Here is an 11,243-nt window from a genome sequence, read left to right as displayed (position 1 = left end):
GCCGGCTCCGGCGACGCCCGGGCCGTCCAGTAGGTCGAGCACCCCCGCCCAGTCCCGCGCCAGCGGCTGGAACCGGAGCCGATCTGCTTCGGGCGCCCCGAGCAGCTCACCGATCACCGTGACCGGCAAGGGGAACGCGAAAGCATCGATGAAATCCACCGGGTCCGGCCCGGCCAGGTCGCCGAGCAGCCGGTCGACGGTGCGGGCGATCGCCCGGCGCAACCCGGCCACTCGCCGCGCGGTGAAAGCGCCCGAGACCAGCCTGCGCAGCCGGGTGTGATCGGGTGGATTGCGCACCAGCATGCTGGTGAACATCAGGCGCAGGCCCGGATGTTCGCGCCAGTCGGCGAACCCGGCGGCGGCGAGTCCGTGTTCCGGTCGCTTCAGCAGCCGATGGTCGCGCGCCAGGGTGGCGGCGAGCCGGTAACCGCCGACCACGAGCGTCCCGTCCGGAGTGTGAGCGGCGGGACCGAGTTCGCGGAGCTCCCGGTACAGCGGATAGGGGTCGGCCTGCCCGAACGGTGTGGTGAGCGCGGACATCAGTGTGCCTACTGTGTGCGCAATCTTCGTCGTCATGGTCACCCCCGGTGCGTGGTGTCTCGGAGCGTCCACGACGAGCCTATCCCCGCCCGCATTCCCCACACTCCGCTTACGGCCGAAACCGCCACGGGCTCAATCGCATACGGCACCGTTCGAGGCCGAACCCACCAGTCGTGAATACTTGGCGAGCACCCCGCGGGTGTAGCGGGGCGGCAGCGGCGCCCAGCCTTCGCCGCGGCCGGTGAGCGTCGCCGGATCCACGAGCAGGTCCAGGGCGCCCACGCCGACGTCGAGCCGGATACGGTCACCGTCGCGGACGAATGCGATCGGGCCACCGTCGACCGCCTCCGGGGCCACATGGCCGACACACAGACCGGTCGTACCGCCGGAGAACCGTCCGTCGGTCAGCAGCAGGACATCCTTGCCGAGTCCGGCGCCTTTGATCGCCGCCGTGATGGCCAGCATCTCCCGCATCCCGGGGCCGCCCTTGGGCCCCTCGTAGCGGATGACCACCACATCGCCGGCCGAGATGGTCCCGTCTTCCAGGGCGTCCATCGCGGCCCGCTCCCGGTCGAAAACCCGTGCGGTGCCCTCGAAGACATCGGATTCGAAACCGGCCGATTTGACCACGGCGCCGCCGGGCGCGAGCGAACCGCGCAGGATGGTGATACCGCCGGTCGGGTGGATGGGCGCCGACAGCGCGCGCACCACTGTGCCGTCCGGATCGGGCGGCGCGATATCGGCCAGGTTCTCGGCCACCGTCCGGCCCGTGACGGTGAGGCAGTCACCGTGCAGAAGTCCGGCGTCCAGTAGTGCTTTCATCAGCACGGGTACACCGCCCACCCGGTCGATATCGGTCATCACATGCCGGCCGAACGGTTTCACATCGGCCAGATGCGGGACGCGCCGGCCGACCCGGGCGAAATCGTCGAGGCTCAGCGCCACGCCGGCCTCGTGCGCGATCGCGAGCAGATGGAGTACGGCGTTGGTGGATCCGCCGAACGCCATCACCACCGCGATGGCGTTCTCGAACGCCTCATGGGTCAGGATGTCGGACGTGGTGATCCCGCGCCGGATCAGTTCGATCACGGCCTGCCCGCTGCGCCGGGCATAGCCGTCGCGCCGGCGGTCGGTGGCCGGCGGCGCCGCGCTGCCGGGCAGCGACATTCCCAGCGCTTCGGCCGCGCTGGCCATCGTATTCGCCGTGTACATGCCACCGCAGGCGCCCTCACCGGGGCAGATGGCCCGCTCGATCGCATCCACATCGGCCCGGCTCATGAGGCCGCGCGAACAGGCGCCCACCGCCTCGAAGGCGTCGATGATGGTCACCTCGCGTTCGCTGCCGTCGGACAGTTTCGCGATACCGGGCAGGATGGAACCGGCATAGAGGAATACGCTGGCCAGGTTCAGCCGGGCCGCGGCCATGAGCATGCCGGGCAGCGATTTGTCGCAGCCCGCGAGCAGCACCGACCCGTCGAGCCGTTCGGCCTGCATCACGGTTTCCACACTGTCGGCGATCACCTCGCGCGAGACCAGGGAGAAGTGCATTCCCTCGTGTCCCATCGAGATACCGTCGGAGACCGAGATGGTGCCGAACTGCATCGGGAAACCACCGGCGGCGAATACGCCGTCCTTACATCCGCCGGCGAGCCGGTCGAGCGACAGATTGCACGGCGTGATCTCGTTCCACGAGGAGGCCACGCCGATCTGGGCCTTACCCCAGTCGTCGTCGCCCATACCGACCGCGCGCAGCATGCCGCGGGCCGCGGTCTTCTCCAGCCCGTCGGTGACATCGCGGCTGCGCGGTTTCATATCGGGAGTATTCGGTTCGGAAGCCACGGGGCCATCATCCTCCTCCGGACCCGGAACACCGCCGGACCACGCCCGGCGACCGCACCTCTTACCCGCGTAGGCGAGGTGGCGGCACACCGCCGCACCCGGGCTCACCCACGATGAGGGTGGAACCGCACGGCGAGACCCCGTGCCCGACCCGCCCGCCTCACCGCTCGCCGGGGTCCGGCGCAGTGGTCAGTAGGCGCTGATCACGGAACCGGGCGACGATCCGCGCTACCAGGCTCTGCGCAACGGTGGTCCGGATTCCGGCGAACTGGGGTGGCGGCCGGGACGGCCCGCGCAGCCGCGACGGCTTCTGGTACGACCGGACGGGCCAGGACGCGGAGGACCGGCCGACGGTGGTCATCCGCTACGGCGGCGTCGGACGCCGGATGTTGCGCTCGGCGTGTACCGCGGCCGCCGCGTTCGCCCACGGTCACCCCTACGACACGGTGGTGGACACCACCACCACCGGGACCCCCGCCGAACTGGCCCGGGCCGTGTTGCGCCGGGAGCGGACCGTGCTCGGGTGACACCTAACCCCGAGTCGCCGGGGGGCCGCCGGCAGCGAGGACCGGGGTGAGGAGATCCGCTATCTCGCGCGCGTGCTCGTCGAGGTAGAAATGACCGCCCGGGAACAGCCGGACCGCGAAGTCACCGCTCGTGTGATCACGCCATCGCGCCAGTTGCTCCGGGGTCGTGGTCGGATCGGAGCGTCCGAGCAGGGCGACGATATCGCAGCGCAGCCGCTCGCCTTCCTGGTACCGGTACGTTTCGACCGCTCGGTAGTCGTTGCGCACCGCGGGCAGCACCATTTCGGCGAGTGCGGCTTCGTCGCGCAGAATCGTGACCGTGGCCGGGTCGTTCGCGAGTCGCTCGAGCTCGCCGATCAGGTCGGCGTCGGCTCCGCGGTGCAGCGTGCTCCGATCGGCGAATGCCGGATCCGGGCGCCCGGAGACGAACAGCGCGGCAACCGGCCGCCCGCGCGCCTCGAGCCGCCGAGCCGTTTCGAACGCGACAGTGGCCCCCATGCTGTGGCCGAACAGCACCGGACTTCCGGGAACCCGGGAATCGGTGGCCGCGACGATATGGTCGGCGAGATCGGTGATCGAGGACACGAACTCCTCACCGATCCGGTTCTGGCGTCCCGGATACTGCACCGCGTAAACCGATGGGCCGGGCCCGAAGCTCGCTGCGAGGCCCCGGTAGCTCGTGGCCGAACCGCCGCCGGGCGGGAAGCAGACCAATGCCGGATATCCGGCGCGGCCCGGCTTCAGTTCGCGCAGCCAGAGCTCCTGCTCGCCACCGTTCGGCACTGATATCTTCCTCCCGCTCGCCACCGACACCCGCGGACCTCATCGATCCGGTCCGGTATCGAGCGTCCCACAGAGGTAGAGAAAACGAGCACAGGCGGCGCGCGGGAGCCGCGGCGAGGCGGGAGCCCGCTACGTCCGGCCCCGGCGGCAGCGGTCCGGCCTACTTCGGCTCGATGAGCTGGATCTCCAGTTCGACCTCGACCACGTCGCTCAGCATCCCGGGCAACGGTCCCCCGACACCGAACTCCGTGCGCTTGATGGTGCCGGTCGCGGAGAAACCGGCATGCCGTTCACGGCCAGGACCGAAGTCGCCGACATCGCACGGGTGTAAGGCGGGGATCGAATTCGGTGGTGGCCACTGTAAGACCGCGACAGACGAGGCCGACGGCGGAAGAGACGATTCCAGTTCCTTCCACCATCAATCTATAGCGCACCCGGGGCCTTGCGGCAAGGCCCGGGTGATGCCGCAGAATCGTCCGGTCGGAAGCCGGGGAGCTCACCCGGCCGCCGCGACAATGCAGCGATCGTCGAACGAAGTGAGGGCATATGGCGGACCGGGGATACGAAGACGAGCTGCAATCCGAACGGGCCTACGTGGACGAGCTCTACGCCCGGCTCGATGCCGAACGCGCCCGGGCGACGGGGAGATACCACGCGGCCCTGCGGGGGAACGGCACCACGCTGCTGGAACGTGATGCCGAGGTCCGGGCGCTGGCCAGAGAGGTGAAGCGACTGGACGTGGCGGACAACACATTGTGTTTCGGCCGGTTGGACTCGGTGGCGGGCGAGACCTCCTATATCGGGCGGATCGGCCTGTACGACGAAGCGAACGAGTACGAACCCCTGCTGCTGGATTGGCGGGCGCCGGCCGCGCGCCCGTTCTACGTCGCGACCGCCGCCAGCCCGGAGAACATGCGGCGGCGCCGCCAGTTCCATTCCCGCGGGCGCCGGCTGGTCGAGTTCACCGACGAGGTGCTGGGGCGCCCCGGGGGCGACGCGCGCGGGGATGCCGCCCTGCTCGCGGCGGTCGCCGCGCCGCGTGGCGAAGGGATGCGCGATATCGTCGCCACCATCCAGGCCGAACAGGACGAGATCATCCGGCTGGACCATCCCGGTGTGCTGGTGATCGAGGGCGGTCCCGGTACCGGGAAAACCGTGGTCGCGCTGCACCGTGTCGCGTATCTCCTCTATACCCGGCGGGAGCAGATCCAGCGCCACGGTGTGCTGGTCGTCGGACCCAATCCGGCCTTCCTGAACCACATAGGCCGGGTGCTGCCCTCGCTCGGCGAATCCGATGTGGTCTTCATGACCACCGGTGACTTCGTGCCGGGCCTGCGGGTCACGGCCGAAGACGCGCCGGAGGCGGCGCGGGTCAAGGGGTCGCTGCGGATGCTGGACGTACTCGCCGCGGCGATCGCGGATCGGCAGCGGCTACCGGAACAACCGCTGCCCATCGAACTGGCGGATGTGACCGTGCGCATCGATGCCGGAACCGCCGAATGGGCCCGGGAGGAGGCGCGGGCGAGCGAACTACCGCACAACGAGGCCCGGGCGGTGTTCCGCGAGATCGTCACGTATGTGCTCACCGAACGGGCGATCGGCCGGATCGGCCGGGGATGGTTGACCCGCGACGACAACGCGGCATGGGAAGACATGCGTAAGGATCTGATCGCCGAACTCGCGGACAACTCCGCGTTCACCGGGGCGCTGGACCTGCTCTGGCCGGTCCTCACCCCGCAGGACCTGCTGGCGTCGCTGTACTCGTCCCCCGATCGGTTGCGCGCGGCGGGCGCCGACCCGGCCCTGTTCCGCGCCGCGGGCGCGGCCTGGACCGTCTCGGACGTGCCGCTGCTCGACGAGCTGGCCGACCTGCTGGGCGGAGGCGATCCGGACGAGCGAGCCGCCGACCGGACACGCCGGGCCGAGGCGGAATACGCCGCGGGAGTACTGGACATCATGATCGACCGCACCGACATGATGGACGACGAGGACCACCTGTTCGCGCAGGACCTCCTCTACGCCGAGGACCTGGCGGATCGATTCCTCGAACGCGATACCCGCGAACTCGTCGAACGCGCCGCGGCCGACCGGAACTGGACCTACCGGCACGTGGTGGTCGACGAGGCCCAGGAACTGTCCGAGATGGATTGGCGGGTGCTGATGCGACGCTGCCCGGGCCGGTCCTTCACCATCGTCGGCGATCTCGCGCAACGCCGGTCGGCGGCGGGTGCGCGGTCGTGGGACGCGGTATTGCGGCCGTATGTACCGGGCCGGTGGGTGTACCGGTCGCTGACGGTGAACTACCGCACCCCCGCGGAGATCATGACCGTCGCCGCCGCGGTGCTGGCCGAGTTCGCGCCCGGGATCGAGCCACCGGAGTCGGTGCGCGCCTGCGGTGTCCGGCCGTGGTCCAGGCAGGTGACCGCGGACGAATTGCCGGACGCCGTGGCCGAGTTCATCGAAGCGGAAACGGGCCGCGAGGGCACCAGCGTGGTGATCGGCCCGTCGGATGTGCCGGGCGCGGTCGCGGCGTCGGAGACCAAGGGCCTCGAGTTCGACGCCGTCCTGATCGTGGAGCCGGAACGGATTCTCGCCGACGGTCCGCGCGGCGCGGCCGAGCTCTACGTGGCCCTCACCCGGGCCACCCAGCGGCTCGGTGTCCTGCACCGGCAGCCGCTGCCGGCGGCACTGCACGGGCTCACCGACACCGGGACACCGATCCCGGCCGGGGGACGGCCGAACGGGCGGTGACCGCCGGGCGGGCCCGGGCACCGGCGAGCCGGTCGAGCGCGCGGTGGCGCAGCGCGCGGATCTGTGGTTCCAGGGCCGGGACCGGGCCACACGCCGATCGACCACGACTCCCCCGTCCCGCCCGCGATCTATGCTCGTTCCACCCCTCGGCCTGTATCTTCTCCGAGATGCAGGCAGTCCGCACCCGGGGCACAGGACCGCCGGCACACCGAGTAAACGAGGGCCGTGCCGGACTTCTCGACGTTCCGGGCAACAACAGGACCACCTCATGTACAGGAGGTTTCGGTATGAGCGAGTCCATCGCAGGAGTGGTGGTACCCGACAGCCGGATGGTGGCCGAGGCCACCGATCTGGTGCGCGACAGCGCCTCGCCGCTACTGTTCCACCACTCCCGGCGGGTGTACCTGTTCGGGATGCTGTGGGGCCGGCGCCGCGGCCTGGATCCCGACCCCGAACTGCTCTACGTCGGCGCGCTCTTCCACGATCTGGGGTGGACCGACGCCTACCGCACCACCCATCAGCGATTCGAAGTCGACGGCGCCGACGAAGCGCGCCGTTTCCTCACCGCCCACGGCGTGGGCACCGCGGCGGCCCAGCGGGTCTGGACGGCCATCGCCCTGCACACCACCCCCGGCATCCCCGAACACATGGAACCCGAGATCGCGCTGGTGAACGCCGGTGTCGCCACCGATGTCCTCGGTATCGGCTACCACGACCTGGACCCCGATGATATCCGCGCGGTGGTCGCGGCTCATCCGCGACCCGATTTCAAGAAGCAGATCCTGGCCGCTTTCGCCCATGGTTTCGCCGATCGACCCGACACCACGTTCGGCACCATCAATGCCGATGTGCTCGCCCGTTTCCAGCCGGGCTTCACCCGCACCGATTTCGTGGACGCCATCGAGGCCGGCCCATGGCCCGAATAGGCGCCACGTCCTCGCTGTTCACACGGTCGCGCAAGATCTCCCACCTGAGCGCGGGCTGAGAATCAAGCGCCCGATTCCTCCGGTTACGAATACGTCACGATACGATCGCGCCCCGTGACGGACACCATGGTGCGGGGCGGCATTCAGTCTCACCGCGGCGCCGTCGGGGGTGATCTGTTTCGCGCCGCTGGCGGCCGGTGCGCGCTCGGTGGTCCGGTTCGGTATCCAGCGGGCCCGCGCTGTGGCAGCGGCCACCGCAGGTCGTGGCGCGGAGATCGGGTGGTCCGCACGAATTTCCGCCTACGGAGCCCTACTGGCCCCGCTGGCCGCGGCCGGAACCCTGGTGCTGGTCTTCGCCTTCGGTGTCCCACCGCTGTCGGCGATGTTCGAGATGAGCCGGGTACACAACGCGGTCGGCCCGTCGGTGCCCTGGTTCGACGACTACCAGGCCTATCAGCGGCTGTTCACCGCCACCGCCGACGGTTCGATCGGACGCCGTTTCGGGGTCGTCGCCATGTGGCTCGGGCTGCTGGTGTGCGCCTTCGTGCTGTTGCGCAAGGGCGGGCGCATCCCCTTCGTCACCTCGGGCCCGGCGAAACGCCTGCTCGGAATCACCTTCGGGGCGATGCTGCTGATGGCGACGGTGCCCACGAAGTTCACCCACCACAACGGTGTCTTCGCCGGGCCGGCCGGCGCCGTCGCCGTGGTCACCGCGGTGGCGGTAGGTCCGAAGGGGATGCGGGCGCCGCGGTACCGCGCGCTGTTCGCCGCCATCGTGGCGGTGGCGCCGGCGCAGATCTTCACCGGCGTCAACAAATGGTTCTACGCCTCCGGCCACGGTATTCCGTGGTGGGATACGGCTCCGGCGATCGGCGGCGTCGGGCTGAGCGAGATCTTCCTGACCGTGGCCGTGCTGTGCCTGGCGCTCGCTGGATGGTGGCATCTACGGGCACCGGAACCGGGTACCCCGCAACGGGTTTCGCCGCGGGCCTGGCGGCTGGTGAAGATTCCGCCGCTGACGGTGGCGGCGGTCGTGATCGTGATCTTCCAGGTGGGTTCGTTCGCCACCGCCGCGGCCACCCAGTATCCGGCGTTCTCCCTGGCCCGCTCGAATGTCGATGCCGTACTGGGGAAGCCGTGCGGACTGGCCAACGATGTCCTGGTCGAATCCGACCCGAATACCTCGATGCTCCCGCCGCTGACCGGTGATGCCGCCACGACGTTCGCGGCGGGTGCCGACGGCTTCGTCCCCGGTAGGGTCGCCGACGTCACCTCCGACGACGATCAGCCCGCGGACGACAACAGCCTCGCCGATGCCCTGAGCGATACCTCCGACGGCACTTCGGTCACCCAGACCGGCGGGGCGCCACTGCCGTTCGGCCTATCGGACGCCACACCTGTCCTCGGAACCGCCGGTCAGCAGGAATCGGCCGAACTGACCACCGGCTGGTACCGGCTGCCCGACCCGGCCGACCGGACCGGGATCATGGCCATCACCGCGGCGGGCCGGTTCCGGGCGATCACCCAGGACGGCGCGGTCATGCCGGGACAACCCGTCGATATCGAGTACGGGGTCACTGATCCGGCGTCCGGGGCCCGGTCGCTCGGGCAGGTGATCCCCATCGATATCGGCCCGACGCCGTCGTGGCGCAATTTGCGCGTTCCGCTCGACGAGATTCCGGACCGGGCCGATGTGGTCCGGATCGTCGCCGAGGACAGAACGCTCGATCCCGAGCAGTGGATCGCATTGACCCCGCCGCGGATTCCGCAGACGCGCACGCTCGACGAGTTGATCGGCTCCGACCAGCCGGTGCTGCTCGACTGGGCGGTAGGCCTGCAGTTCCCGTGCCAGCGACCGTTCGATCACAAGGACGGCATCGCCCAGGCGCCCGGCTGGCGCATCCTGCCCGACCGTTCCGCCGCGAACACCACCAACCTCTGGCAACGCCACGACGGGGGTGGGCCGCTGGGCTGGAGTCGCCAATTGCTGCGCTCCCGGACCTTGGCCACCTATCTGAAGGACGACTGGAATCATGATTGGGGGCAGCTGCAGCGGCTGACGCCCGTGGACACCTCGGCCCGCCCGGCCGCGCCGAGCGTCGCCCGGGAAGAACATTCCGGGCTGTGGAGTCCCGGCCCCATCCACGTCACCTGGTAAGCGGAGTCGCCGGACCTGCGCGCGGGCCCGGCGCCGACTGCCGATATTTCGGCGACGCTCCGCCGCGGTGATCCGGAAGAATACGCGACACAACAAGACTGGAACGCGCGCGTTCACGAATTCGCGCGATGATCCCTGATACTTGTCGCGTGCAGATTCCGAGATCAGATCGAAATCTATTGGTGCGCGCCTTCGGCGCCGTACTCCTCGGCAGTTTTGCCGTGGTATCCGTGATCGGCGCGAGCCCGGCCGTGGCCGCGCCCATCTACCCCCTACCCGATCCCGATCCGTTTTATGCCGCGCCGGGCGATATCTCCGGTAAATCGCCCGGGGAGGTGCTGGAAACCCGAAAGATGGCTCCGCTGCCGATGTTCCCGGGGTCCACGGTGACCCTGGTGAAATTCCGCTCGGCCGATTCGACCGGCCGACCGATCGCGGCGACCACCACCGTGCTCACGCCGCAGGGGCGCGCTCCCGGCGGACCGTTGCTGTCCTATCAGCACATCATCAACGGGCTCGGCACCCGCTGCGCCGTCTCCCGGGTGCTCTACAGTCCCGACCCCACCCTCCAGGTCCGCGAGGCCGCGGCATTGAACGCGGTGCTGGTCCGCGGCTGGAGTGTGGCGCTGCCCGACCATCTCGGTCCGACGTCCGCCTACGGTGCGGCCAGGCTGGGCGGCCAGATCACCTTGGACGGCATCCGCGCGGTCCGCGCGGCCGGCCTGGGCCTGCGCGACAGCCGCGTCGCCATGGCCGGTTACTCCGGCGGCGGCATGGCCACCGCCTGGGCGGCCGCGCTCGCCCCGGACTATGCGCCAGAACTGGATATCGCGGGTGCGGCGATCGGCGGTGTGCCGATGAATCTGGTGCGCATGATCGAAGCGGTGAACACCGGCCCGCATCCGGCCTTCGGCCTCGTGATGGCGGCCGGGATCGGCCTCGAACGCGAATATCCGAACCGTTTCCCGATCAGCGAGTCGATGAACACGCGAGGACTGTTGACCCGTAACACGCTCGCGAACGGATGCGTCAACGAAATACTGGCCACCGGGGCCGGACGCAGTGTGGCCGAATTCGCCGGCAGTATGTCGTTGGCGGACAGCCCGGACGCCCGCGCGGTGCTCGAGGAGAACAGCCTCGAATTATTCGACGGCGTACCCGACATGCCTGTTTTCGAATGGCATTCGGCGACCGATCCGTTGATTCCGGTGGATTCCATCCGCCGCACGAACCAGCGTTACTGCGCGGCCGGTGTAGCGCTGCAAGCCGAACTCACCGTATCGCCGGAACATCTGTCCGCGGCGGTCCTCGGCCTGCCCGCCGTAATGACATGGCTCGAGGGCCGTTTCCGCGGCGACCCGGCGCCGTCGAACTGCTGAATTATGTCTCTGCCCCGGCCCCGGTGGGCCGGGGCCTGTTCGGCGCCCCGCGGTCCGCCGGACCGTCCCGATTCAGCGACCGGTGACCGGGCCCTGATCGGTGGTGACCGCCTCACGCAAACTGCTGGGCCGCATATCCGTCCAGTTCCGCTCGATGTAGTCGACACTGGCGGCCCGGCCGGCGTCACCGAAGACGATCCGCCACCCGTGCGGCACCTCGGCGAAGGCCGGCCACAGGGAATGCTGGTTCTCGTCGTTGACCAGTACGAGGAAGCGGCCGTCCGCGTCGTCGAACGGGTTCGCGCTCATATCATCTCTCCTGGATCGTCGTTGTCGTTCT

The 11,243-nt window shown here is 69.5% G+C and carries 9 protein-coding genes and 2 pseudogenes; 6 read left to right on the top strand and 5 right to left on the bottom strand.

Annotation, left to right across the window (positions count from 1 at the left end):
- Positions 1-576: pseudogene (locus tag ACLML9_RS09810) on the bottom strand (cytochrome P450); the annotation flags it as partial.
- Positions 577-672: 96 nt separating this feature from the next.
- On the bottom strand, positions 673-2,352 hold the full coding sequence (gene ilvD, locus ACLML9_RS09805) for a dihydroxy-acid dehydratase (protein ID WP_411945207.1): 1,680 nt from the start codon (positions 2,350-2,352) through the stop codon (positions 673-675).
- Positions 2,353-2,627: 275 nt separating this feature from the next.
- Here ilvD and ACLML9_RS09800 point away from each other — a divergent pair, with 275 nt between their 5' ends.
- Positions 2,628-2,906 (top strand): hypothetical protein, encoded by a 279-nt coding sequence (locus tag ACLML9_RS09800; protein WP_411945203.1) that lies wholly within the window; start codon positions 2,628-2,630, stop codon positions 2,904-2,906.
- A 3-nt stretch (positions 2,907-2,909) separates the two neighbouring features.
- On the opposite strand, the gene ACLML9_RS09795 is transcribed toward ACLML9_RS09800, so the two are convergent.
- Positions 2,910-3,689, bottom strand: a complete 780-nt coding sequence (locus ACLML9_RS09795) for a thioesterase II family protein (RefSeq protein ID WP_411945202.1) — start codon at positions 3,687-3,689, stop codon at positions 2,910-2,912.
- Positions 3,690-3,849: 160 nt separating this feature from the next.
- Complete coding sequence (locus ACLML9_RS09790; protein ID WP_411945206.1) at positions 3,850-4,029, bottom strand: YceI family protein; 180 nt, start codon at positions 4,027-4,029, stop codon at positions 3,850-3,852.
- Between the two features lie 206 nt (positions 4,030-4,235).
- Here ACLML9_RS09790 and helR point away from each other — a divergent pair, with 206 nt between their 5' ends.
- From helR to ACLML9_RS09765, 5 genes and pseudogenes are all read left to right on the top strand, one after another.
- Positions 4,236-6,440 carry an RNA polymerase recycling motor ATPase HelR gene (gene helR / locus ACLML9_RS09785; RefSeq protein ID WP_411945201.1) on the top strand — a complete coding sequence of 735 codons (2,205 nt, stop codon included), beginning with the start codon at positions 4,236-4,238 and terminating at the stop codon, positions 6,438-6,440.
- A gap of 287 nt (positions 6,441-6,727) precedes the next feature.
- Positions 6,728-7,366, top strand: coding sequence for an HD domain-containing protein (locus ACLML9_RS09780; protein WP_411945200.1), 639 nt, complete (start codon positions 6,728-6,730; stop codon positions 7,364-7,366).
- 148 nt (positions 7,367-7,514) lie between these two features.
- A pseudogene (locus ACLML9_RS09775) lies at positions 7,515-8,303 on the top strand (arabinosyltransferase domain-containing protein); the annotation flags it as partial.
- The gene (locus tag ACLML9_RS09770; protein WP_411945205.1) at positions 8,277-9,524 is read left to right on the top strand and encodes an arabinosyltransferase C-terminal domain-containing protein; all 1,248 of its coding nucleotides are present in this window, start codon (positions 8,277-8,279) and stop codon (positions 9,522-9,524) included. The pseudogene ACLML9_RS09775 and the gene ACLML9_RS09770, both read left to right, overlap by 27 nt.
- A 128-nt stretch (positions 9,525-9,652) precedes the next feature.
- A complete protein-coding gene (locus tag ACLML9_RS09765) occupies positions 9,653-10,903 on the top strand; it encodes a lipase family protein (RefSeq protein ID WP_411945199.1) in 1,251 nt (416 codons plus the stop codon).
- Between the two features lie 72 nt (positions 10,904-10,975).
- Here ACLML9_RS09765 and ACLML9_RS09760 read toward each other — a convergent pair whose 3' ends face one another.
- A complete protein-coding gene (locus ACLML9_RS09760; protein ID WP_411945198.1) occupies positions 10,976-11,212 on the bottom strand; it encodes an MbtH family protein in 237 nt (78 codons plus the stop codon).
- Positions 11,213-11,243 lie beyond the last annotated feature (31 nt).

It is taken from the genome of Nocardia sp. NPDC002869 (genome assembly GCF_046764065.1).
GTDB lineage: Bacteria > Actinomycetota > Actinomycetes > Mycobacteriales > Mycobacteriaceae > Nocardia > Nocardia rhamnosiphila.
The sequence above is the reverse complement of the archived record's forward strand: the minus strand, read 5'-3'. Positions and strand labels throughout refer to the sequence as shown.

Excerpts from the sequence above, each read along its gene's own strand:
- ilvD (WP_411945207.1), bottom strand. The coding sequence starts at position 2,352 with ATGAAACCGCGCAGCCGCGATGTCACCGACGGGCTGGAGAAGACCGCG.
- helR (WP_411945201.1), top strand. The coding sequence starts at position 4,236 with ATGGCGGACCGGGGATACGAAGACGAGCTGCAATCCGAACGGGCCTAC.
- ACLML9_RS09780 (WP_411945200.1), top strand. The coding sequence starts at position 6,728 with ATGAGCGAGTCCATCGCAGGAGTGGTGGTACCCGACAGCCGGATGGTG.
- ACLML9_RS09765 (WP_411945199.1), top strand. The coding sequence starts at position 9,653 with ATGATCCCTGATACTTGTCGCGTGCAGATTCCGAGATCAGATCGAAAT.
- ACLML9_RS09760 (WP_411945198.1), bottom strand. The coding sequence starts at position 11,212 with ATGAGCGCGAACCCGTTCGACGACGCGGACGGCCGCTTCCTCGTACTG.